This is a genomic window from Mitsuaria sp. 7, assembly GCF_001653795.1.
Classification (GTDB): domain Bacteria; phylum Pseudomonadota; class Gammaproteobacteria; order Burkholderiales; family Burkholderiaceae_C; genus Roseateles.
Genome location: NZ_CP011514.1, coordinates 5,597,660 through 5,619,961 on the forward strand (window position 1 = coordinate 5,597,660; position 22,302 = coordinate 5,619,961).

20 protein-coding genes are annotated in these 22,302 nt (G+C 68.9%); 11 read left to right on the top strand and 9 right to left on the bottom strand.

All coding sequences use genetic code 11. The annotated features are described in order from the left end of the window. Positions 1-11: 11 nt before the first annotated feature. The gene (locus ABE85_RS24605; protein ID WP_067281084.1) at positions 12-998 is read right to left on the bottom strand and encodes a succinylglutamate desuccinylase/aspartoacylase family protein; all 987 of its coding nucleotides are present in this window, start codon (positions 996-998) and stop codon (positions 12-14) included. 92 nt (positions 999-1,090) lie between these two features. Here ABE85_RS24605 and ABE85_RS24610 point away from each other — a divergent pair, with 92 nt between their 5' ends. The 3 genes from ABE85_RS24610 to ABE85_RS24620 all read left to right on the top strand — a co-directional run bounded on the left by ABE85_RS24610 (position 1,091) and on the right by ABE85_RS24620 (position 4,558). Then, positions 1,091-1,939, top strand: coding sequence for an alpha/beta hydrolase (locus ABE85_RS24610; protein WP_067281087.1), 849 nt, complete (start codon positions 1,091-1,093; stop codon positions 1,937-1,939). 32 nt (positions 1,940-1,971) lie between these two features. Then, positions 1,972-3,447 carry a M20 family metallopeptidase gene (locus ABE85_RS24615; protein ID WP_067281090.1) on the top strand — a complete coding sequence of 492 codons (1,476 nt, stop codon included), beginning with the start codon at positions 1,972-1,974 and terminating at the stop codon, positions 3,445-3,447. 103 nt (positions 3,448-3,550) lie between these two features. Further along, entirely contained in the window at positions 3,551-4,558 is a 1,008-nt protein-coding gene (locus ABE85_RS24620; RefSeq protein ID WP_067281093.1) for a LysR family transcriptional regulator, read from the top strand. A 15-nt stretch (positions 4,559-4,573) separates the two neighbouring features. On the opposite strand, the gene ABE85_RS24625 is transcribed toward ABE85_RS24620, so the two are convergent. Then, on the bottom strand, positions 4,574-5,758 hold the full coding sequence (locus ABE85_RS24625; protein WP_067281096.1) for an aminoglycoside phosphotransferase family protein: 1,185 nt from the start codon (positions 5,756-5,758) through the stop codon (positions 4,574-4,576). A gap of 231 nt (positions 5,759-5,989) precedes the next feature. On the opposite strand from ABE85_RS24625, the gene ABE85_RS24630 reads away from it, so the two are divergent. From ABE85_RS24630 to rsmA, 3 genes are read left to right on the top strand one after another with little or no spacing between them, the layout of a single operon-like run. Then, positions 5,990-8,335 carry an LPS-assembly protein LptD gene (locus ABE85_RS24630; protein ID WP_197507152.1) on the top strand — a complete coding sequence of 782 codons (2,346 nt, stop codon included), beginning with the start codon at positions 5,990-5,992 and terminating at the stop codon, positions 8,333-8,335. 10 nt (positions 8,336-8,345) lie between these two features. Continuing rightward, complete coding sequence (locus ABE85_RS24635; RefSeq protein WP_067283508.1) at positions 8,346-9,749, top strand: peptidylprolyl isomerase; 1,404 nt, start codon at positions 8,346-8,348, stop codon at positions 9,747-9,749. 18 nt (positions 9,750-9,767) lie between these two features. Continuing rightward, positions 9,768-10,541 (top strand): 16S rRNA (adenine(1518)-N(6)/adenine(1519)-N(6))-dimethyltransferase RsmA, encoded by a 774-nt coding sequence (gene rsmA / locus ABE85_RS24640; protein WP_067281101.1) that lies wholly within the window; start codon positions 9,768-9,770, stop codon positions 10,539-10,541. Positions 10,542-10,642: 101 nt separating this feature from the next. Here the strand turns inward: rsmA and ABE85_RS28665 are convergent, their stop codons facing one another. The 3 genes from ABE85_RS28665 to ABE85_RS24650 form a co-directional block, all read right to left on the bottom strand. Further along, positions 10,643-10,765 (bottom strand): hypothetical protein, encoded by a 123-nt coding sequence (locus tag ABE85_RS28665; RefSeq protein ID WP_255362631.1) that lies wholly within the window; start codon positions 10,763-10,765, stop codon positions 10,643-10,645. 41 nt (positions 10,766-10,806) lie between these two features. Continuing rightward, on the bottom strand, positions 10,807-11,202 hold the full coding sequence (locus ABE85_RS24645; RefSeq protein ID WP_067281104.1) for a barstar family protein: 396 nt from the start codon (positions 11,200-11,202) through the stop codon (positions 10,807-10,809). A gap of 353 nt (positions 11,203-11,555) precedes the next feature. Continuing rightward, positions 11,556-13,853 (bottom strand): NADP-dependent malic enzyme, encoded by a 2,298-nt coding sequence (locus ABE85_RS24650; protein WP_067281107.1) that lies wholly within the window; start codon positions 13,851-13,853, stop codon positions 11,556-11,558. Between the two features lie 279 nt (positions 13,854-14,132). On the opposite strand from ABE85_RS24650, the gene ABE85_RS24655 reads away from it, so the two are divergent. Genes ABE85_RS24655 through ABE85_RS24675 form a run of 5 tightly spaced genes read left to right on the top strand, consistent with a single transcriptional unit; the run spans position 14,133 to position 18,989 of the window. Continuing rightward, positions 14,133-16,253: an ATP-binding protein gene (locus ABE85_RS24655; protein WP_310732592.1), complete on the top strand. Its 2,121-nt coding sequence runs from the start codon at positions 14,133-14,135 to the stop codon at positions 16,251-16,253. Continuing rightward, positions 16,250-16,906, top strand: a complete 657-nt coding sequence (locus ABE85_RS24660; protein ID WP_067281112.1) for a response regulator transcription factor — start codon at positions 16,250-16,252, stop codon at positions 16,904-16,906. The genes ABE85_RS24655 and ABE85_RS24660 overlap by 4 nt, the downstream gene beginning before the upstream one ends. After that, the gene (thiL, locus tag ABE85_RS24665; protein WP_082938922.1) at positions 16,899-17,960 is read left to right on the top strand and encodes a thiamine-phosphate kinase; all 1,062 of its coding nucleotides are present in this window, start codon (positions 16,899-16,901) and stop codon (positions 17,958-17,960) included. The genes ABE85_RS24660 and thiL overlap by 8 nt, the downstream gene beginning before the upstream one ends. Beyond that, positions 17,957-18,478 (top strand): phosphatidylglycerophosphatase A, encoded by a 522-nt coding sequence (locus tag ABE85_RS24670; protein ID WP_067281114.1) that lies wholly within the window; start codon positions 17,957-17,959, stop codon positions 18,476-18,478. Before thiL ends, ABE85_RS24670 begins: the two co-directional genes overlap by 4 nt. Positions 18,479-18,488: 10 nt before the next feature. Beyond that, positions 18,489-18,989: a CinA family protein gene (locus ABE85_RS24675; protein WP_067281115.1), complete on the top strand. Its 501-nt coding sequence runs from the start codon at positions 18,489-18,491 to the stop codon at positions 18,987-18,989. Positions 18,990-19,006: 17 nt separating this feature from the next. On the opposite strand, the gene ABE85_RS24680 is transcribed toward ABE85_RS24675, so the two are convergent. The 4 genes from ABE85_RS24680 to ABE85_RS24695 form a co-directional block, all read right to left on the bottom strand. Beyond that, positions 19,007-19,201: a hypothetical protein gene (locus tag ABE85_RS24680; protein ID WP_067281117.1), complete on the bottom strand. Its 195-nt coding sequence runs from the start codon at positions 19,199-19,201 to the stop codon at positions 19,007-19,009. Next, the gene (locus ABE85_RS24685; RefSeq protein WP_067281120.1) at positions 19,194-19,493 is read right to left on the bottom strand and encodes a type II toxin-antitoxin system RelE/ParE family toxin; all 300 of its coding nucleotides are present in this window, start codon (positions 19,491-19,493) and stop codon (positions 19,194-19,196) included. Before ABE85_RS24685 ends, ABE85_RS24680 begins: the two co-directional genes overlap by 8 nt. Continuing rightward, entirely contained in the window at positions 19,490-19,747 is a 258-nt protein-coding gene (locus ABE85_RS24690; RefSeq protein ID WP_067281122.1) for a hypothetical protein, read from the bottom strand. Before ABE85_RS24690 ends, ABE85_RS24685 begins: the two co-directional genes overlap by 4 nt. A gap of 139 nt (positions 19,748-19,886) precedes the next feature. Then, positions 19,887-22,301, bottom strand: coding sequence for a bifunctional diguanylate cyclase/phosphodiesterase (locus ABE85_RS24695; protein ID WP_067281124.1), 2,415 nt, complete (start codon positions 22,299-22,301; stop codon positions 19,887-19,889). Between the last annotated feature and the right edge of the window lies 1 nt (position 22,302).

Below are 22,302 nucleotides of genomic sequence, written 5' to 3' on the forward strand. Positions count from 1 at the left end.
TAGCAGGAACGTCAGCTTTCGTAGCGCCCCAGCCTCACCATCGTCTGTCCCGCCATCCCGGCGCGGCGCGAGGGCATGATCAGGACGCACTCGTCGTGCGGCGTGAGCCACAGACGGCCGCCGTCCTCGGCCAGCGGCGTGCCGGCCTTGGGGACCACCTTCAGGTGGTGCGTCGGCACCAGGAAGCGGAACTCCGGCGTCACCGCCGTCACGCCTTCGCCGACGCGCACCAGCCGCTGACGCTCCGGCGCCGGCACGCGCAGTTGGGCGTCCGCCCAGTCCGCGTCGACCATCGCCAGATGGCGCAGGAAACGCAGCGTCACGTCGAGCGCCATCTCTGCGCTCGCCGGCTCCCAGTGCGAGCCGCATTCGACCAGCACGGCCTGGCGATCGCTCCCGGGATCGGCGAAGCCGCCGCGGTCGATCAGCCGCAGGCCCGCCGCATGACCGGTGTCCACCAGCAGCGTTTCCGGCTGACCCAGCGCCCGCGCCAGCGGCACGCTCTTGTCCGTCATGCCGCAGATCGTCAGCGCCGGGGCGCCCGCCTCCTGCATCGAATGCAGGTCCAGCAGCACGTCCGCCGCGTCGACGAAAGGCGCCAGCTCGCGCGCCCGCCGCAGTTCCGCCGAGTGGCGCGCGCCGCGCAGCACGGCGTCGTCCCAGACGCGGTTCATGTCCTCGTCGACGCAGCGCGACGAGAACGGCTCCACCGCATTGAAACGTCCGAAGGCCTCGACGTTGGCGAAGACCAGCACCAGCCGGCCGCGCAAGGGCTTCACGTCCTGGCGCAGCAGCGTGTCCAGCGCGATCGCGCCGCACAACTCATTGCCATGGGTCAGCGCGACCACCATCGCCGTCGGTCCCGGTCGTCCCGAATCCAGCACGTGGACGAACTCGACATCGGTCCCCGTGCCCCGCCGCCAGCGCTCGATCGCCGGCGGCTGGAGCCGGACCTCCGGGTTGAAGGGCGGGAAGGACTCGAGCAGGGCGGGCGTCATCGTCTTCGAAACGTAAGGTCGAAACGTGGGGTCGAAACGTGGGGGTCGTCCACAACAGGTGGACCTCCCGGTCGATCCTACACTCCGGCCCCATGAAGACTCTCACCGGCCATGACGGCCTTCCGCTGCACTGGCGGGAATGGGGCGCCGACCTGTCGCTGCCCACCCGCGGCACCGTGCTGATCGTCCACGGCCTGGGCGAGCACATCGGCCGCTACGAGGCCGTCGCACAGCGCCTCAACGACTGGGGCTGGCATGTGGCCGGCTTCGACCAGCGCGGCCATGGCGCCTCGGGCGGCCCGCGCGGCGACATCCCGAAGCACGACAGCCTGCTGCTCGACCTCGCCGCCACCATCGACTGCCTGCGCGCCGACGACCGCAAGGGGCGTGGGCGGCTGATCCTGCTCGGTCATTCGATGGGCGGCGCCGTCGCCGCCCGCTTCGTCGCCGGCGCGCTGGAGAACGCGCCCTGGTCGCGGCCGGTCGACGGGCTCGTGCTCAGCTCCCCGGCGCTGGACGCGGGGCTCTCCGCCGTGCAACGCGGACTGCTCGCAGCCACGCTGCCGCTGGCGCCGCACCTGGCCGTCGGCAACGGGCTGAATCCTTCCTGGGTCTCGCGCAGCCCCGACGTGGTCCAGGCCTACAAGGACGACCCGCTGGTCCACAACCGCATCACCCCGACGCTGGCGAAGATGATCGCCAGCTTCGGCCCGGAGACGCTGCCGCTGGTGCCGCGCTGGACCACGCCGACGCTGCTGATGTGGGCGGGCGCGGACCGCTGCGTCGCGCCCGCCGGCAGCGCCGCCTTCGCCGCGGCGGCCGCCGCGGGCGGCGCAGTGCAGGCCGTGCCCTTCCCGGGCCTGTCGCACGAGATCTTCAACGAACCTGAGCGCGAACAGGTCTTCGCCCGGCTGCGCGCCTGGCTGGGCACACGCTCCTAGAATCCACGGTACCGACCCCGCAGGAGACCCGCATGAACGCACGTGATCCGTCGTTGCCGCTGCAGACCGATGACCTCAGCGCCCTGGGCGCCTTCGCCGAGAAGGTCTGGGACGAGGAGATCGTCCCCGCGCTGACCGACTACATCGCCATCCCCGCCAAGAGCCCGATGTTCGACGCCGACTGGGAGGCCAACGGCTACATCGAGCGCGTCGTCCGCGACGCCGCCCAGTGGGTGGAGGGCAAGAAGATCCCCGGCCTGAAGCTGGAGGTCATCCGCCAGGACGGCCGCACGCCGGTCATCTTCTTCGAGCTGCCGTCGACCAAGGCCGACAGCGCCGACACCGTCGTCCTCTACGGCCATCTGGACAAGCAGCCCGAGTTCAACGGCTGGCGCGCCGACCTCGGCCCGTGGACGCCGAAGTACGAGGACGGCAAGCTCTACGGCCGCGGCGGCGCCGACGACGGTTATGCGATCTACGCCTCGATCACCGCGCTGCTGGCGCTGGACCAGCAGGGCATCCCGCGCCCGCGCTGCGTCGGCCTGATCGAGGCCTGCGAGGAATCCGGCTCCTACGACCTGCCCGCCTACATCGACCTGCTCCGGCCGCGCCTGGGCAACGTGTCGCTGGTGGTGTGCCTGGACTCCGGCGCCGGCGACTACGACCGCCTGTGGATGACGACCTCGCTGCGCGGCATGGTCTCGGGCGTGCTCAAGGTCGAGGTGCTGACCGAAGGCATCCACTCCGGCGACGCGTCGGGCGTGGTGCCGTCCTCGTTCCGCATCCTGCGCCAGGTCCTGGACCGGCTGGAGGATTCCAAGACCGGACGCCTGCTGCCTGAATCCTTCCATTGCGACATCCCCGGCGTGCGCTTCGAGCAGGCGCAGGCGACCGCCGCGATCCTCAAGGAAGAGGTCTACAAGCGCCTGCCCTGGGCCTGCGGCGCGGACGGCGGCCCGGTGCTGCCGGTGACTTCCGACCCGGTCGAGGTGCTGCTCAACCGCACCTGGCGGCCGACGCTGTCGGTGACCGGCGTGGACGGCTTCCCCGAGATGAAGAGTGCCGGCAACGTGCTGCGCCCGTACACGGCCTTCAAGCTGTCGCTGCGCCTGCCGCCGCTGATCGACGGCAACGAGGCCGCGCTGAAGCTGAAGACGCTGCTCGAGGACAACGCGCCGTACAACGCCAAGGTCAGCTTCGTGCCGGACGGCCGCGCCGGCGCCTACGGCGCCACCGGCTGGAACACGCCGGAGCTGTCGCCGTGGCTGAGCCAGGTGCTGGACGACGCCAGCCAGGCCCACTTCGGCCAGCCGGTGGGCTACATCGGCCAGGGCGGCACCATCCCGCTGATGAGCATGCTGCAGAAGGGCTTTCCGGCCGCGCAGATGATGGTCTGCGGCGTGCTGGGTCCCAAGAGCAACGCCCACGGTCCCAACGAGTTCCTGCACGTGCCTTATGGCAAGCGCCTGACTGCCGCGGTGGCGCAGGTGATCGCCGCGCATCCTTGACCGCTGCGGACCCGGTCGGCGCCCTGTCGGTCGCCAAGGTCCGCTGATCGACGCACAGCAGAGGCGGCCCGCGGCGACGCGGCGTCCGTCCGGAGGAGACGGGATGGATCAGGTCAAGGCGATGCGGGTCTTCACCCGCGTGATCGACGAGGGCAGCCTCGCCGGCGCCGCGCGCGCGATGGACCTGGCACCCGCCGTGGTCACGCGGCTGGTGGCGGATCTCGAGGAACACCTCGGCGCGCGGCTGCTCAACCGCACGACGCGGCGGCTGTCGCTGACCGACGTCGGCGAGGGCTACCTGGAACGCTGCCGCCGCATCCTCAGCGACATCGAGGAGGCGGAGGCGCTCGCCTCCGCGGCGACCAACGAGCCGCGCGGCACGCTGCGAGTCCTCATTCCCCCGGCGATCGCGATCCATCAGCTCGCGCGGCACATGGCGCGCTTCCATGCCCTGTATCCGCTGGTCAGCGTCGAACTGGTTGCGCCGGGCCCGGTGGACACGCTCGACGAGAGCTTCGACATCACCGTCATCTCCACGCGCAGCCCGCTGCAGGGCGACTTCATCGCCCGCAAGCTGGCGCGCACCGAGGTCATCCTGTGCGCCTCGCCCGAGTACCTCGGCCGGCGCGGCAAGCCGCAGCATCCGTCCGACCTCAAGCAGCACGACGTCATGCTGCCGCCCATCCACGAGCTGACCCGCGGCGTGACCTTCGAGCGCTGCGGGGTCGACGGCCTCACCACCGAGAGCTTCTTCGCGATCCCGAGTCGGCCCGTGATGACGACGTCCTCGGTCGACACCAAGTACGCCTGCGCGCTGCACGGGCTGGGCGTGGCGGGGCTGCCGTCCTTCGTCGTCGGCGATGCGCTGATGGAAGGGGCGCTGGAGCGCGTGCTGCCGCAGTGGCGCATCTACAGCTATGCGCTGTGGGCCGCGATGCCGACGCGCAAGTTCGTCCCGGCGCGCACCCGCGCGTTCATGGACTTCCTCGTCGAGATCTTCGGCGGGAAGGACGAGGACCCGTGGCTCACCGCCGCCGGATGCCCGTCATACCGGGCCGCGCAGGAGTTCCTGGCCGCCCAGGCAGCCAAGGCCGCCGCGGCCGGGGATTGACCGCGCCGGGCTCGCTCAGCGGAGGCTGAAGCCGACCTGCGTGTACTGCGGTTGCAGATCTTCGATGAGACGCAGCAGCGGCGACAGCTCGATGTAGCGCGTCGCCGTCTTCACGACATAGGCGTAGAAGCGCGGCAGGTCCTCCGCGTAATGCGGCTTGCCGTCGCGGTGCTTGAGCCGGCAGAAGATGCCCATGATCTTGAGCTGCCGCTGCAGCACCGTCCATTCGAGGCGGCGCCAGAACAGGCCGAAGTCCAGCGCCATCTCGTGCGGGTCTTCCCCGTTCGGGTCCAGTCCGAACAGGCCGGCGCGCTTCGCGCCTTCCCAGTAGCGCACCGCCCAGTCGAGTTCTTCGGACTCTTCCCAGGAGATGAACGCGTCGCGCATCAGCGAGGCGATGTCGTAGGTGACGGGGCCCATCACCGCATCCTGGAAGTCGAGGATGCCGGGCGTGGCGAAGGCCGTGGCATGGGCGGCATCGTTGCCGGTGGCGACGGTGGCGCCGGTGCTGCCCGCCGGGCACACCATCAGGTTGCGCGGCATGTAGTCGCGATGCATCGGCACGCGCGGTTGCGCCATGACGTTGGCCGACAGCTGCGCCACGGTCCTGTCCCAGTAGCCGCGCTGCTTGTCGTTCCAGGTCTTGCCATGGTGGGCCTGGACGCACCAGTCGACGAAGATCTGCAGCTCGCGGCGCACGAAGGCCTCGTCGAACAGAGGGAGCGCGCCATCGGCGCGCGCCGCCTCGCTGGTCTGCCAGCGCAGCAGCGCGGCGGTGGCGTCGCGCATCAGCACGCGGGGCGCCTCCGTGTCGCCCGCGCGCTGCGCGGCGAGCAGCGCCTCCAGGTAGGACGCGGTGCCGAGGTCTTCCATCAGCGCGAAGCCGAGCCCGGCATCGTGCGCCAGCATCCGCGGCACATGCAGGCCGCGCTCCGCCATCAGCGCGCCGACCTTGACGAAGCTCGCCACCTGATTGGGCGACGCCGGGTCGTCCATGACGATCAGCGTGCCGCCGTCCGCCGCGGTGATGCGCAGATAGCGGCGGAAGCCCGCATCGCTGCTGGCCGCGACGAGCGTCTCCTCGCGCAGCCCGTGCGTCGCCACGAGCGGCGCCACCCATCGATGGAAGCTGGCGGCGCGGCCGGCATCGGGCCAGAGCGGGGGCGATGCGTGCGGGACGTGCGGGTCGGAAGGGGTCATCGGCGGGGGAAGCAGAAGGGCCGCTGCGTGAGCGGCCCCGGGGTCGGTGACAAGGCGCGCCGGCGGTCCTGCCGGCGTGCGAGCCTCGTGGATAATGATTCTACAAACCCCCGGGCAGCGCGGCGCGATCGACGCGCGGCCGCCTGACCTCTGCAAGACGCTGCCCGCCTGATGCGCCCACCGGTTTCCCGTCCCCGTCCGATCTCGCTGGCCGCCGCCCTTGCGGTCGCCTTGCCTGGACTCGCCGCCTTCTCCGCGCAAGCGCAGGAGTCCGCCGGTCAGCCGCTGATCCTCAAGTCGATCAAGCAGCTCCATCAGACCAAGCGCAAGGATGCCCGTCCCGCGCTGGCGCTGAGCGCCGACCGCATCACCAGCGACATGGACCAGACGTCCACGGCCGAGGGGGATGTCCAGTTGCGCTACGGCGGCATGCTGCTGAAGTCGAAGACCCTGCGCTACGACTATCCGCAGGACCTGGCCGTCGCGGACGGCGACGTCGAGCTCAGCCAGAACGGCGCCGTGCTGCGCGGGCCCAAGCTGGAGCTCTTCGTCGACAAGTTCGAAGGCAAGCTCGACAGCCCGACCTACTTCTTCGCCGCCACAGGCGGCAGCGGCAGCGCCAGGGCGATCCACTTCCTCGGCGACCAGCGCATGCGCGCCGACGAGGCGACCTACTCGACCTGCCCGGTGTCGGAGAAGGGCGAGAAGGACGCTGCGGAGGCGGGCAAGGGCAAGCGCGACTGGGAGCTGGTCACCAGCAGCCTGAACCTGGACTTCGATGCCGGCGAGGGCGTGGCCAAGGATGCCGTGGTGCGCTTCCTCGGCGTGCCCATCCTGGCGGCGCCGTCGCTGAGCTTCCCGCTCGGCGACCAGCCGAAGTCGGGTCTGCTGCCGCCCAACGTCAACATCGACAACCGCAGCGGCGTCGAGTACAGCCAGCCCTTCTACTGGAGCATCGCGCCCAACCGCGACGCGACGATCACGCCCTTCGTGATGACGCGACGCGGTCCCGGCGTGGACTCCCAGTTCCGCTACCTGGAGCCGGGCCATCGCGGCCAGATCGACTACGCGCTGCTGCCGCACGACCGCGTCACCGGCATCTCGCGCTGGGACCTGCGCCTGAACGCCGACGGCGACGTGCTGCCCAACTGGACCTACAACGTCCACACCGAGCGCGTCTCGGACGACGACTACTGGAAGGACCTGCGCAGCCGCATGCTGTCGCAGACGCCGCGCCTGCTGTCGACGGACCTGCGCACGCAGCGCGACTTCAGCTTCAACTGGGGCGAGATGCAGACCTATGCGCGGGTCCAGAAGTGGCAGCCGCTGCAGGTCGCGCAGGTCGAGGACAGGTTCGCCTCGCCGTACCAGCGGTCGCCGCAGATCGGCGTGCGCCTCCAGACCGGCGCCGACGAATCGGTGCTGGCCGGCTACCTGCCGACCGGCCGCCGCGCGCGGCTCGAAGGCGGCCTGGAGGTCGAGTACAACCGCTTCGACCTGCCCGGCGGCGCGCTGGGCTCGCAGACGCAGACCGGCGAACGGTTGCACCTGCTCGGCCACGTCAGCCTGCCCTTCAGCGGCGCGGCGTGGTGGCTGATCCCCAAGCTGTCGGTCAACGCAGCGAGCTACAACCTCGACCAGGCGATCGACGTGACCGGCCGACGTTCGATCGGCCGCACGATCCCGACCTTCAGCGTCGACCACGGGTGGATCCTGGAGCGCAACACCTCGCTCTTCGGGCAGGCGATGCGCCAGACGCTGGAGCCGCGATTCCTGTACGTCAACACGCCGTACCGCGACCAGAGCGCGATGCCCAACTTCGACGCGGCGCCGCGGGACTACAACTTCGACTCGGTCTTCGCGGAGAACCAGTTCTCCGGCGTCGACCGCGTCAACGACGCCAACATGCTGGCTTTCGGCGCGACCACGCGCTGGATCGAGGACGAACGCGGCGAGGAGCAGCTGCGCCTGGGCATGGTCCAGCGCTACCTGTTCCGCAACCAGCAGATCACCCCCGACGGCACGCCGCAGACGCACCGCCTGTCCGACGTGGTGCTGCTGGCCTCGGCCCACTTGAACCAGGCCTGGTGGACGGACAGCACGCTGCAGCTGAACTCCGCCGACGGCAAGGTCGAGCGGACCGTGCTGCGGCTGCGTTATTCGCCGGGTCCGTTCCGGACTGTCAGTGCGTCGTATCGCCTCGCCCGCGGGCAGAGCGAGCAGATCGAGCTGGCCTGGCAATGGCCGCTGTTCGGACCGGACCGCAAGTCGGTGTCCGGAGGACCGGGCTGCGCGGGGGCCTGGTATGGCGCGGGCCGCCTGCAGTACAGCATGCGCGACAAGCGTCTGACCGATTCCGTGATCGGCGCCGAGTACGACTCGGGCTGCTGGATCCTGCGCGTCGGCGCGGAACGCCAGGCCACCGGCCGCGCGGAAACCAACACCCGACTGATCCTCCAATTGGAACTGGTCGGCCTGTCGCCGCTGGGCTCCAATGCGCTGAAAGTGTTGAGAGACAATATCCCCGGTTACCGTTCGCTGAGCTCCGAGCGCTCGGCCTTTGGCACTTATGACTGAACTGCGTTCGATGCGACATCTCAAGCCGGTGGCGGCCACTCTCCTGTCCCTGACCGCCGTCCTGGCCGGGTCGGCTTCCTCGGCGCAGACGACGCCCGCTCCAACGCCTGCGGCCGCCGCTTCCGCGCCCGCCGCCGCGGCGTCCGCGCCGGCGGCCAATCGTCCTGTCGTCGAACAACGGCAGCTCAAGCCGGGTGACTACATCGCGGTGATCGTCAACACCGACATCGTGGCCGCGTCGGAAGTCATCCAGCGGACCGAGCGCGCCCGCGAGGAAGCCCGCCAGCGCGGACAGACCGTCACCAACGAGCTGCTGCACAAGCAGGCGCTGGACAGCCTGGTCGACGAGCGCGTCGTCGTGACCTATGCGCGTGAGAACGGCCCGCGCGTGGACGAGCCGGAACTGGATCGTGTCGTCGCGAACGTCGCCACCCAGAACAAGCTGACGATGCCCGAGCTGCGCCAGCGTCTGGCCGCCGAGGGCATCGACTTCAAGCGTTTCCGCGAGAACCTGCGCGACCAGATGCTGAGCGAACGCGTCCGCGAACGCGAGGTGCAGGGGCGCATCCGCATCACCGACGGCGACATCGACAAGTATCTGGAAGAGCGCCAGGCCGCGTTGCAGGGCCGCGCGCAGCTGAACATCGCGCAGATCCTGGTGCCGGTGCCGGACGGCCTGAGCGTGGCGGCCGTGGCCGAGCGCAAGGCGCGCGCCGAATCGGCGCTCGCGCGCATCAAGGCCGGCGAGGACTTCGCCAAGGTGGCTCGCGAGGTGTCGGAAGACGCCAACAAGGACCGGGGCGGTGAGATCGGCCTGCGCGCCGCGGACAAGCTGCCCGACGTCTTCGTCGACGCGGTCAAGGACCTGAAGGACGGCGAGGTGCGGCCGCAGCCGCTGCGTTCCGAGGCGGGCTTCCATGTGCTGAAGCTGATCGAGCGCAACTCCGGCAAGGCGTCGATCAACGTGGTCGTGCAGACCCATGCGCGCCACATCCTGCTGCGTCCTTCCGAACAACTGAGCCCCGAGCAGGCCACCCGCCGGCTGGTCGAGTTCAAGCGCGCGATCGAGTCCCGCCGCGCCACCTTCGAGCAGCTGGCCCGCGCCAACTCGGAAGACGGCAGCGCGCAGGAAGGCGGCGACCTGGGCTGGGTCTCGCCGGGCGGCTTCGTGCCCGAGTTCGAGCAGGCGATGGACGCCTTGCCGCTCAACGGCATCTCGGATCCCGTGCCCTCGCGTTTCGGGATCCACCTGATCCAGGTGCTCGAACGCCGCGACGTCGTGCTCGACACCAAGCAGCTGCGCGAGCAGGCCCGCAGCGCGCTGCGTGAGCGCAAGTACGAAGATGCCTACAACGACTGGATGAAGGAAATGCGCGCCCGCGCCTTCATCGAGACCCGCGAGTGGCTGGACTGACCGGCCGGGGCTGAGTTCATGGGACATGTCGCGCGCAAGCGCTTCGGCCAGCACTTCCTGACCGACAAGGCCATCATCGACGGCATCGTGGACGCGATCGCGCCGGGCGAAGACCAGGCGATGGTCGAGATCGGCCCGGGCCTGGGCGCGATGACGCTGCCGCTGCTGCAGCGCCTGCCGGCGTCGAGCCAGCCGCTGACCGTCATCGAACTCGACCGCGATCTTGCCGCGCGCATGCGCAAGCGCGGCGACGTGACGGTCATCGAGTCCGATGTGCTGAAGGTCGACTTCGCCGCGCTGGCCGCCGAGCGCGGCCGCAAGCTGAAGGTCGTCGGCAACCTGCCGTACAACATCTCGTCGCCTATCCTGTTCCACCTGCTGGGTTTCGTGGACCACGTGGTCGACCAGACCTTCATGCTGCAGAAGGAAGTCGTCGACCGCATGGCCGCCAAGCCGGGCAACAAGGACTTCGGTCGGCTGAGCGTCATGCTGCAGTGGCGCTACGACGTCGAGGCGCTGTTCGACGTGCCGCCGGAGGCCTTCGATCCGCCGCCGCGGGTGGACTCGGCGATCGTGCGGATGGTGCCGCTGTCGACGCCCGCCAGGATCGACGAGGCGCTGCTGAGCGAGCTGGTCGCGTCGGCGTTCTCGCAACGCCGCAAGCTGCTGCGGCATTCGCTCGGCAAGTGGCTGGACGCCCGCGGTTTCCAGGGCGAATTCAACCTGCAGCGCCGCGCCGAGGAAGTGCCGGTGGCGGAGTTCGTCGCGCTCGCGCTGGCGGTGCAGGGCTGAGCCATTCCGGCGTCGCGCGATCCGACAGGCCAAACAAAAAGGCCTTCCGTCGCCGGAAGGCCTTCTGCATCGGACACTAGGGTCAGTCGTTCTTCAAACGATCATGCGGCGCTGAGCCACATGGACGTGTCGAAGGCGCTGCACATCATCGGCATGTTCATGCCGAAGTTCGGATTCGGATTCGCCTTGGTGCTCTTGAGCACCGGCTTCACCTCTGGAGCCACTTCGGTAGCCCGCTCCCATGAACCTTGTTCTTGGGAGCGGGCTACTGAAAAGAATAGAAGCACCGGAATGAGACCTTCCGCTCGGCCCAGAAATCGGCCGCCTCGCGGAAGACGTCGAGCAACTGCTCGCGCGCCTCACGATCGAACTTTGCATGGTCCGGCAACTGGTCCAGCACCACGACGAAACCGGGTTGCGTGCCCGACTTGTTGACCAGATTGGTCATGCAGTCGTACAGCGCTTCCATGTTCTTGCCGAAGTGGGCCGGAAACAGGAAATTGCTGGCAATCAATTCCAATACGTCCTGTTTGGTCTCCGCTGGAGACAGGTCGGCGTACAGGAAGTGTTGGCCGGCGTCCTGCGCGGCCTGCATCAAGTCCTCGACCCGGTAGGCTCTGATCGCCTGCACGATGTTGGGACGGACTGTCTGCAAAAGCATTGTCGCGTTCCTCCTAGATGGGGTTCCGAATTCATGTCCAACCCCGGCCTGTGGCCCCGGACAGAACCCGCTAGGGAGCCTGCGATCGTCGGTGGCGTGGGCTGGGTCAGAGAGGGTTAACCCTGAACTCTGAAACCGAGATGGTACAGAAACGGGCCCGAATGCTCAAGCCGGGGGCTACCAGAATGCCCTAAAAAGCGGCAACGTTGGCGTGCGCTCACATTCGGCGCAACCACGACGTAGACTGATCGTCATCCCACAGAAATTGTCTGGTGAGCCGCTACAAACTTTTTATATAGGCGGGGCCGCAGGTCGGGTTTAAAGGCCTTCCTGCGGCTGAATCCACCCGGATCTCAGCGGGCTGCGTTCGCGTCCGCGACGGTCAGGGCCGTCATGTTCACGATGCGGCGCACCGTGGCCGACGGCGTCAGCACGTGCACCGGCTTGGCCGCGCCGAGCAGCACCGGCCCGATCGCGATGCCGCCGCCGGCGGCCGTCTTCAGCAGGTTGTAGCTGATGTTGGCGGCGTCGATGTTGGGCATGACCAGCAGGTTGGCCTCGCCCGTCAGCGTGCTGTTGGAGACCAGCTGCTCGCGGTAGTGCGGGTCGAGCGCGGCGTCGCCGTGCATCTCGCCGTCGGCTTCCAGCCAGGGCGCCTGTTCCTTGATCAAGGCCAGCGCGTCGCGCATCTTGACGGCGGACGGGCAGTTGCTCGAACCGAAGTTGCTGTGCGACAGCAGCGCCGCCTTCGGACGCAGGCCGAAGCGCATCATTTCCTCGGCCGCCATCTGCGTGATCTCGGCGATCTGCTCGGCGGTCGGGTCGTAATTGACGTGGGTGTCGACCAGCATGACCTGGCGTCCCGGCAGGATCAGCCCGTTCATGCAGGCGAAGGTCTTGACGCCGGGGCGCTTGCCGATGACCTGGTCGATGTACTGCAGGTGCATCGCGGTGTTGCTCCAGGTGCCGCAGAGCATCCCGTCGACTTCACCCTTGTGCAGCATCATGGCGCCGATCAGCGTCAGGCGGCGGCGCATCTCGATCTTGGCGAGCTGCTGGGTCACGCCCTTGCGCTCGGTCATCGCGAGGTAGGTCTGCCAGTAGTCGCGATAGCGGTGGTCGAACTCGGTGTTCACCACGTCGTAGTCGCGACCCTCCTGCAGACGCAGACCGAAGCGCTCGCAGCGTTGCGCGATGACCTCCGGACGGCCGATCAGCGTCGGGCGGGCGATCCCCTCGTCGATGACGATCTGCACCGCGCGCAGCACCCGTTCCTCTTCGCCTTCGGCGTAGGCCACGCGCTTGTGCTTGGCCTTCTTCGCGATCTGGAAGATCGGCTTCATCGTCGTGCCGGAGGCGTAGACGAAGCTCTGCAGCTTCTCCAGATACGCCGGCATGTCGGCGATCGGACGCAGCGCGACGCCCGAGGCTTCCGCCGCCAGCGCGACCGCCGGAGCGATCTTCATCATCAGGCGCGGGTCGAAGGGCTTGGGGATCAGGTATTCGGGGCCGAAGCTCAGGTTCGCGCCCGCATAGGCGGCGGCGACGACTTCACTCTGTTCCGCCTGCGCGAGCTCGGCGATCGCGTGGACGGCGGCGATCTCCATCTCGTCGTTGATCGTCGTGGCGCCGCAGTCCAGCGCGCCGCGGAAGATGTACGGGAAGCACAGGACGTTGTTGACCTGGTTCGGATAGTCCGTCCGGCCCGTGGCCATCAGCGCGTCGCCACGGATCGCGTGGACGTCCTCCGGCTGGATCTCCGGATTCGGGTTGGCCAGCGCGAAGATGATCGGCCGGGCCGCCATCGAGGCGACCATGTCCTGCTTGAGCACGCCGCCCGCCGACAGGCCCAGGAAGATGTCCGCGCCGGCGATCACGTCGCGCAGGCTGCGCTGCTCGGTGGGCTGCGCGTAGACGGCCTTGTCCGGGTCCATCAGCTCGGTGCGGCCTTCGTAGACGACGCCGGCCAGGTCGGTCACCCAGATGTTCTCGCGCGGCAGGCCCAGCTTGACCAGCAGGTTCAGGCAGGCGAGGGCGGCGGCGCCGGCGCCCGAGGTCACCAGCTTCACCGACTTGATGTCCTTGCCGGCGACCTTCAGGCCGTTGAGCAGGCCGGCGGCGACCACGATGGCGGTGCCGTGCTGGTCGTCGTGGAAGACCGGGATCTTCATCCGCTTGCGCAGCTCGCGCTCGACGTAGAAGCAGTCCGGCGCCTTGATGTCCTCGAGGTTGATGCCGCCGAAGGTGGGCTCCAGCGCGGCGATCACGTCGACCAGCTTGTCGAGGTTGTGCTTCTCGTCGATCTCGAGATCGAAGACGTCGATGCCGGCGAACTTCTTGAACAGGACGCCCTTGCCTTCCATGACCGGCTTGGAGGCCAGCGGTCCGATGTCGCCCAGGCCCAGCACGGCGGTGCCGTTGGAGATCACCGCGACCAGGTTGCCGCGCGAGGTGTAGCGGAACGCGTTGGCGGGATCGGCGACGATCTCCTCGCACGCGGCGGCCACGCCCGGCGAGTACGCCAGGGCCAGGTCACGCTGGTTGATCAGCTGCTTGGTGGCCGCGATGGCGATCTTCCCGGGGGTCGGGAACTCGTGGTATTCGAGAGCGGCCTGGCGCAGCTGCGCACGTTTTTCTTCGGACGTGGACATGGGGGACTCTTCTGGTTGAAACCGGTCCGCCGTCGTGGGCCGGGTCGGCGATTGTAGGAGTCCGCCCCGACGGCGGCAGTGCGGACTATGCGTATGCTGCATGTCGGCAGGGCCGCAGGCACATACGCGAAACTGCGCATCGCCACGGGCCTGCGGCGCGCCATACTGCCTGCCCCGCGCGCGGGAGATGCGCGTGCCCGGGCATGCCTGGGCGATCCTTTCAAGCGCCTTTCACGCCACGTTCACACCCCTCGTCCCGACCTGCCGTCCGACCACCGCTTGCCTGCTCCGACCATCATGCGGCCCGCCGCTCCCTTCTCCCCGATGGCGCCTGGCGCAAGGCCCCGGCGCTGGCGTCGCGCGCTGCTGTGGGGGACGCTGGTCGCGCTGCTGCTGATCGCGCAGTCGCTGCTGCTGTCGCTGACCTTGAGCCATGAGGCGGCGCGCGCGCAGGAGGCGTCGGACCTGGCCGCCGCCGAGGTGACCGCGCGCGCCAAGCAGTTGATCGGCCGCGACCTGCAAGGGCTGCAAGGCCTGATGTGGGCCGAGGACGACGACTGGCGCGGCAACGCCGCCGCGCAACTGCGCCAGACGCGCGTGCTGCTGCGCATCGAACTGCGCGACTCGGAACGCCAGGTGCGTCGCGCGGTCGACTCGCCGTATGCGCCGCCGCTGTTCTCAATCCTGGCGCGCGAGCAGCTGCAGATCGAGACCGAGCTCGCCTGCATCGCCGCGCTGCGGCAGGGGACGCCGCTGTTCTCGCGCTCGTACTTCGTGCCGGGGCCGGGCGGCGACGGCATGGAGGTCGCCGACCTCTGCCTGCCGCGCGTGCGCGCCGGGGAGCCGCGCTCCTACGTCGTCGCGACGATGGGTCTGCGGCCGTTGCTGGAAGAGTCGGTCTCGCAGGACCAGGCGCGGCGCTTCGAGATGTCCTTCGTCGAAGGCGACGGCACGCGCCTGGCGCGGACCGGCCTGACGCGCGGCACCGGCTTCTACCTGTCGGAGCGCCTGCTCGACCTGCCGGGGCTGAGCCTGCAACTGCGCGTCGACAACGCGACCGGACGGCCGCAGCTGATCCCGAACCTGGCGACGGCGCTGGTGCTCGGCCTGTCCATGGCGCTCTTCGCGCTGGTCATCATCCTGGCGCGCGACACGCGCAAGCGCGCGCAGGCGGAGCACGCGCTCGCCGAGTCGCTCGCGTTCCGCCAGGCGATGGAGAACTCGCTCATCACCGGCCTGCGCGCGCGCGACCTGGACGGCAACATCAGCTACGTGAATCCGGCGTTCTGCGCGATGGTCGGCTACCCGGCGGAGGAGGTCGTCAACACCGGCCGTCCGCCGCATGCGCCGCCCTACTGGCCGCCGGAGTTCACCGATGAATACTGGCGCCGGCACCACGATCGCGAGGCGCGCTGGGAAGCCGGACTGCCGCCGCGGGAGGGCTTCGAGACGGTCTTCGCGCGCAGCACCGGCGAGCGCTTCCCGGTGATGATCTACGAGGCCCCGCTCCTGAACGCGGAGGGTCAGCAGACCGGCTGGATGAGCGCGGTGCTGGACCTGAGCGCGCAGCGCAAGGTCGAGGAACTCTCGCGCCAGCAGTCCGACCGGCTGCAGGCCACGGCGCGGCTGGCGACGGTGGGGGAGATGGCCTCGCTGCTCAGCCATGAACTGAACCAGCCGCTGGCGGCGATCGCGAGCTACGCGACGGCGTCGATCAACCTGATGGTGCGCGAGGCCGACGATCCGCAGACGCCGGCGATGGTGCGCCAGGCCGTGACGCGCATCGCCGAGCAGGCCGAGCGCGCCGGCCGCGTGATCAAGAGCGTGCACGACTTCGTCAGACGCCGCGAGGCGGCGCGGGAATGGGTGAACGTGGAGCAGCTGCTGGACGCGGTGCTGCCGCTGATCCGGCTGCAGGCGCGCAAGAGCGGCGCGCGCATCGAGATGGATCTGGCCGCGGGCCTGCCGCGCGTGCGCTGCGACCGGACCATGGTCGAGCAGGTGCTACTGAACCTCACCCGCAATGCGATCCAGGCGATGGACGGCCCGACGCCGCTCGCCGACCGCGCGCTGATCATCCAGGTGAAGCGGCTGCAGCCGCGCTGGCTGAGCTTCGCGGTGATCGACCGCGGACCCGGCATTCCGCCGGAAGTGGCGCGCCAGCTGTTCACGCCGTTCTTCACGACCCGCACCGAAGGCATGGGCCTGGGCCTGAGCCTGTGCCGGACCGTCGTGGAGCAGCACGGCGGCGCGATGGATTTCGAAAGCCGCGTCGCGCCCGCATCGCCGACCGGGACGGAGTTCCGGTTCAGCCTGCCGTGCGAGGATGCGCCTGGGTCGGCGCAGAAGTCCGGGGCCGACCGGTTCCCCGTCATTGGATCTGGAGAGTCGTCCGCATGAAGCCGCAGTCCCTGCCGATGGTCTACCTCGTCGACGACGAGGAAGTGGTGCGCGATGCGCTGGCCTGGCTGCTGCGCTCGCGGCGGCTGTTGTCCGAGGGCTTCGGCAGCGCCGAGGCCTTCGAGTCGATGCTGGACGGCCTGCCGCGCAGTGGCCGCGACTGGCCCTCGGCGCCGAGCTGCCTGCTGCTGGACGTGCGGATGCCGGGGATGAGCGGCCTGGCGCTGTTCGAGCGGCTCATCGAGCGCGGCCTGCTGGAGACGCTGCCGGTGATCTTCCTGACCGGTCACGGCGACGTGCCGACGGCGGTCGCGGCGGTGAAGCAGGGCGCGTACGACTTCGTCGAGAAACCGTTCTCGGACAACGCGCTGGTGGACCGCGTCGAGCACGCGCTGGCGCAGAGCGCCGAAGCGATCTCGGCGCGTGACGCGAAGTCGGCGCTGGGCCACCGCGTCGGCGACCTCACCGAGCGCGAACGCGAGGTGATGCAGCTCGTCGTGCAAGGCCTGCCGAACAAGCTGATCGCGGATCAGCTCAACATCAGCGTGCGCACGGTGGAGGTCCATCGCGCGCGGGTCTTCGAGAAGATGGACGTGAAGTCCGCGGTCGAGCTGTCCAACCTGCTGCGCGGCGACAATGCCGCCCATGGGTGATTCTTCTGAAGCATCCGGCGCATCCGCCGGTGCATCTGCCGGATGTTCCGGCACGGGTGGACGACGGGACGGCCGACCGCTCGGCGAGTTCGACCTGATCGACCGCTTCTTCGGCCGCGCCGGGCGCGCCGGCCGGACCGAGGGCGGCGCGGTGACGCTGGGCATCGGCGACGACTGCGCAGTCCTGACGCCCTCGGCGGGCCACCAGTGGCTGGTGACGGCGGACATGCTGGTCGAAGGACGGCATTTCCTGTCGACGGTCTCGCCGCGACGGCTCGGACACAAGTCGCTGGCGGTGAACCTCAGCGACCTCGCGGCCTGCGGCGCGACGCCCAAGGCCTTTTTCCTGTCGTTGGCGCTGCCACGCGTCGACGAGGCCTTCCTGGCGGGTTTCGCGCAGGGGCTGTTCGAGCTCGCGGACGCGCATCACATCGTGCTCGCCGGCGGCGACACGACGGCGGGTCCGCTCAACATCAACATCACGGCGATGGGTGAGGTGCCGTCGGGGCAGGCGCTGCTGCGTTCGGGGGCGAAGCCGGGGGATGACGTCTGGGTCAGCGGCACGCTCGGCGATGCGCGGCTGGCGCTGGAGGTGTTCCGGGGCACGCTGTCGCTGAGCGCGACGCAGTTCGACGAAGCCCGCCTGCGGATGGAAATGCCGGAGCCGCGTGTCGCGCTCGGCCGGGCGCTGCGCGGCATCGCAACGAGTGCGGCGGACGTGTCGGACGGTCTGGCCGGCGACATCGGTCATGTGCTGAAGCGCTCCAACGTCGGTGCGACGCTGCGGCTGGCGGACCTGCCGCGCTCGGCCGTGCTGGGCGCGATGCCCGAGGACATCCAGCAGCTGTGCCTGCTGAGCGGCGGCGACGACTACGAACTGGTCTTCACCGCGCCTGCGCAGGCGCGCGACCGCGTGCTCGACGCGGGGCGCGAATCCGGCACGCCGGTGTACCGCGTCGGCCGCATCGATGAAGAACCCGGCCTGCGCGTCGTCGACGGCGCGGGTCGCCCGCTGCAGGGCTTGCTGCAGAGCTTCGACCACTTCAAATCATGAGCGCGGTGCGTCCGACTTTCGGCTTCATGGTCAGGCATCCCGCGCACTGGATCGCGATGGGCTTCGGCAGCGGGCTGGCGCCGAAGGCGCCGGGAACGGTGGGCACGCTGTGGGGCTGGGCCGCGTTCGCGATCCTCAACCTGTGGCTGACGCCGGTGCTGTGGGGCGTGGTGATCGCCGCGAGCATCCCCATCGGCTGGTGGGCCTCGACGGTCACCGCGCGGCATCTGAAGACCTGCGATCCGGGCTCGGTCGTGTGGGACGAGATCGTCGCGATCTGGATCGTGCTGTGGCTGATCATGCCGGCGGGGTTCTGGTGGCAGCTGGCGGCGTTCGGCGTGTTCCGCTTCTTCGACGCGGCGAAGCCGGGTCCGGTGCGCTGGGCCGACGCCCTGTTCAAGATCGAGCCGGGCCAACCGGTGACGGTGTGGCAAGGCTTCGGCATCCTGTTCGACGATCTTGTGGCGGCTGCATGTACGCTCGTGGTGTTGGCCGGCGCGAGGGCGCTGCTGCATTGAGGAGATCCCCATGCTGTTTCCCGACGAATCCGAACTGATCGAACGCATCGCCCTGGCGCTGATCCAGCGCAAGGAGCGCATGGGCACCGCGGAGTCCTGCACCGGCGGGCTGATCGCGGCGGCGTGCACGAGCCTGGCGGGATCCAGCCAGTGGTTCGAGCGCGGCGTGGTGAGCTACACCAACCAGGCGAAGACGGAGCTGCTCGGCGTGCCGGCGGCGCTGATCACGCTGCACGGCGCGGTGAGCGGCGAAGTGGCCGAACAGATGGCTCGCGGGCTGGTCGCGCACGCGCCCATCGACTGGGCGATCGCGGTGACCGGCGTTGCCGGGCCGGGTGGCGGCACCGAGAACAAGCCGGTCGGTACGGTGTGGCTCGCGCTGATGCATGGCCGTCAGCGTGTGCGCGTGTGGAAAGAGCATTTCACCGGCGACCGGCATGCTGTGCGCGCGCAGACCGTGCGCGCGGGCCTTGAAGCGCTGTGTGATGCGCTTGAGGACAGGGATTCCTGACGCTCCACGCGCGGCGCTCAGGTAAGCGGGGTGCGCCTTGCCGCGCTCAGTTCCTGCGCGATGGCAAGGTACTTCGCAATGAGCGGTTCGAAAACTGCCTCGACTGATTCGCCTTCTTCAGTTTCCGCTTCGGTGACGCCCTCCGCGAAAGAATCTTCAAACTCCTTCAACTGAGTGTCCCGCCACGTCTGCGGTTGTTGGTTGTCATGCATTGAAGATCCTCGTGATGTCGCGGGATGTGTGAATGATGCGGAAGACGTCGACACGAGCAGCTTTGAGATCCACGATGTAGTAGATCCCGTAGCGACCGTGCACGCGGCGACGCGCGTCGGGGTTGTTGGGGAGGCGTGCGAACGGAAACGACTCCGCCATGGTGGCCAGGCTTTCCACCTTGGCCTCCAGTTCGGCGAGAAACGATTCGGCGCGCGCAGGATTGTTCCGCGCGATGTAGTCGCCGATCGATTGAAGATCCGCTTTGGCCTCCCGCAGGAGGCGGACAATCACTTCTTTGCGTTTGCCATGGCACGGTACTTCGCGATCAGAGGGCCGAAGACAGCTTCGACAGACTCCCCTTCGCCGGCCGCGGCCTGAGCCTTCCCGCGCGTGATGGAGTCATCCAACTCCTTCAACTGCGCTGCCCGCCACGCCCGCAGCTCCTCACTGTCACGCAGCACCTGCGTGCGCGACGAATACTTTCCGCTCTCGATCAGATCCAGCACGATGGCCTCCAGTTCGGGTCCCAAATCTGCGTGAATCATCTCGTTGAGTCCTGAGGAAAGAAATCGCTTCAGAGGGGGAGATCGCATCCCCATTCGGCGGGAGCAAGGTTGTGCAGTTGATTCGCACGAATGAGCAGGTCAACGGCGGTCGGCGTTCATGCCGGGCAAGACCTGGCCCTCACAGTCCGGCCAGGATCGTGTTCGCCTGCGCGTCGTCCAGGTTTGGCGGCTGCCAATCACGGAGCCAGTCGGCGAACTTCTCAGCCGGCATCGGCCGCGACAGGAAGTAGCCCTGGCCTTGGTCGCAACCCAGCGTCTGCAGCAGTGTCCATTGCTTGGCGGTTTCCAGGCCTTCGGCCACAACCGTCAGCCCCAGGTTGTGCGCCAGCTCGATGGTCGAGCGCACGATCTTCGCGTCGTCGATGTCGCGCTCCATGTTCATCACGAAGCTGCGATCGATCTTCAACTCGTCCACCGACAGCTGCTTCAGATACGCCAGCGACGAGTAGCCCGTCCCGAAGTCGTCGATCGACAGCTTGAAGCCGAGCGCATGCAGCTGCTCCAGCGTCTGCAGCGCGCGCTGCGGGTCGTCCATGATCGCGGACTCGGTGATCTCCAGGCACAGCGCCGGCGGCGGCACGCCCGCCACCAGGTCCGCCACCTTGATCGGCAGGTCCTGGTCCATCAGGTCGCGCGTCGACAGGTTCACGCTGATCGGCAAGGCCAGGCCGTCCCGCTGCAGCGTCATCCACGCCTGCGCCGACGCATGCAGCACCCATGCCGTGATCTGGCGGATGAAACCCGTCTGCTCCGCGAAGGGGATGAACTCCATCGGCGGCACCAGGCCGCGCGTCGGATGCTGCCAGCGCACCAGCGCCTCCGCGCCCGAGATCTTCTGGCCGTGCAGGTCCACCTTGGGCTGCAGGAACAGGCGCAGCTCGCCGGCGTCGATCGCGTGCCGCAACTCGCTCAGCAGCGACAGCGATTCCTGGCTGGCCGCATCCATGCTCGGGGCGTAGACCTCGCAGCCGCTCTGGCCGCGCTTGGCCGCGTGCATCGCCAGTTCCGCGCGCGCCAGCAGCAGCATGGGATCGCGCCCGTGCTGCGGATACAGCGCCACGCCCATCCCGGCCGACAGGTCCACCGTCTGGTCGTCGATGCTCAGCGCCCGCTCGAAGTCGCGCTGGATGCGCTTGCAGATCGCCTCGGCCCGCGTCGCGCCGGCGCCGTCGATCATCAGCAGGAACTCGTCGCCGCCCACCCGGGCGATCAGGCTGACCTCGTCCTTCAGCAGGTGCTGCAAGCGGTCCGCCACCGCGCGCAGCAGCCGGTCGCCGAAGGGGCGCCCCAGCACGTCGTTGACATGCTTGAAGCGATCCAGGTTCAGCATCAGCAGCGAGAAGCGCACGTCGCTTTCCACCATCCGTCTGGCGAGCGCCTGATGGAACTGCTCACGGTTCGGCAGGTCCGTCAGCGGGTCCCAGAACGCGAGGCGGTTCACCTCTTCCTCGCGCGCCCGGATGCCCTGTCGCATCGCCTCGAAGGCCTCGGCCAGATCGCCGATCTCGTCGCTCGACGGGCGCTCGACCGGCTGCGCGTAGTCGCCCTGGCCGAGCCGGTGCGCCGCGCTCGCCAGCGCCTTCACCGGCCCGCTGATGCGCCGCGCCGTCAGCACCGCGCCGACCGCGAACAGCAGCACGCCCACGCCGCTCAGTCCCAGCAGCATCCACTGCAGGCGACGGTACGGCGCCAGGGCCTCGTCCACCGAGCGCAGCAGCAGCACGGCCACCGACTTGTCGGTGTCGCCCCCGTGCGCCAGCGGCTGCAGGCGGGCCTGGAACAACTCGTCCTCCAGCGCGATCTGGAAGGTCTTCACTTCACGGTCCGTCGCGCCCAGCGCCGGCAGCGCCTGGACCGCGCGCGCCGTCGCGGCCGGGTCCAGCACCGACGCGAGGACCTGCCACTGCCCCGTCGCCGACTGCGCCAGCAGCACACCCTGGATGTGCACGATGCGCTTGAGTTCCTGCAACTGGTCGCTCTTCAACTCGAAGCCGGTGAAGATCCAGCCGCCCAGACCGGCCGCCCGCATCCGCGCGACCACGACCTGGTAGGCCTTGCCGTCCAGCAGCAGCAGCTGGCTCTGCGTGCGGCCCTGCTGCTCGCGGGTCACGCCGCGCAGCAGCGGGGTCACCTTCGCCGCGATCGCGTCGGTCGCCGTGACCAGCTTGAAGGCGTCGTCCGCGTAGCCGATGAACGCGGCATCGCCCCGCTCGCTCAGGTTGGTGAAGACGTCCTGCAGCATCGCGCGCAGTTCTTCCCCCTGGATGCCGGCCGACACGAGCTGGCGCAGACCGTAGTCCGATTGCAGCAGGTCGGCCACCAGACCGCGCTGCTGGTTGTCTTCGTCGATGAGCTGGACCAGGATGCGCTCACCCGCCTCGAGTTCCTCGGTCACCTGCGCACGGGCGTTGCGCCCGATGCCCTGGTCGATCAGCGCGAGGTTGAGCAGCTGGACCACCATCAGCAGCGCCAGGAACAACGCGACGATGCGCCCTTCCAGCCGCCGCAGGTTGAGGAAGTCCGGCCAGCGCATG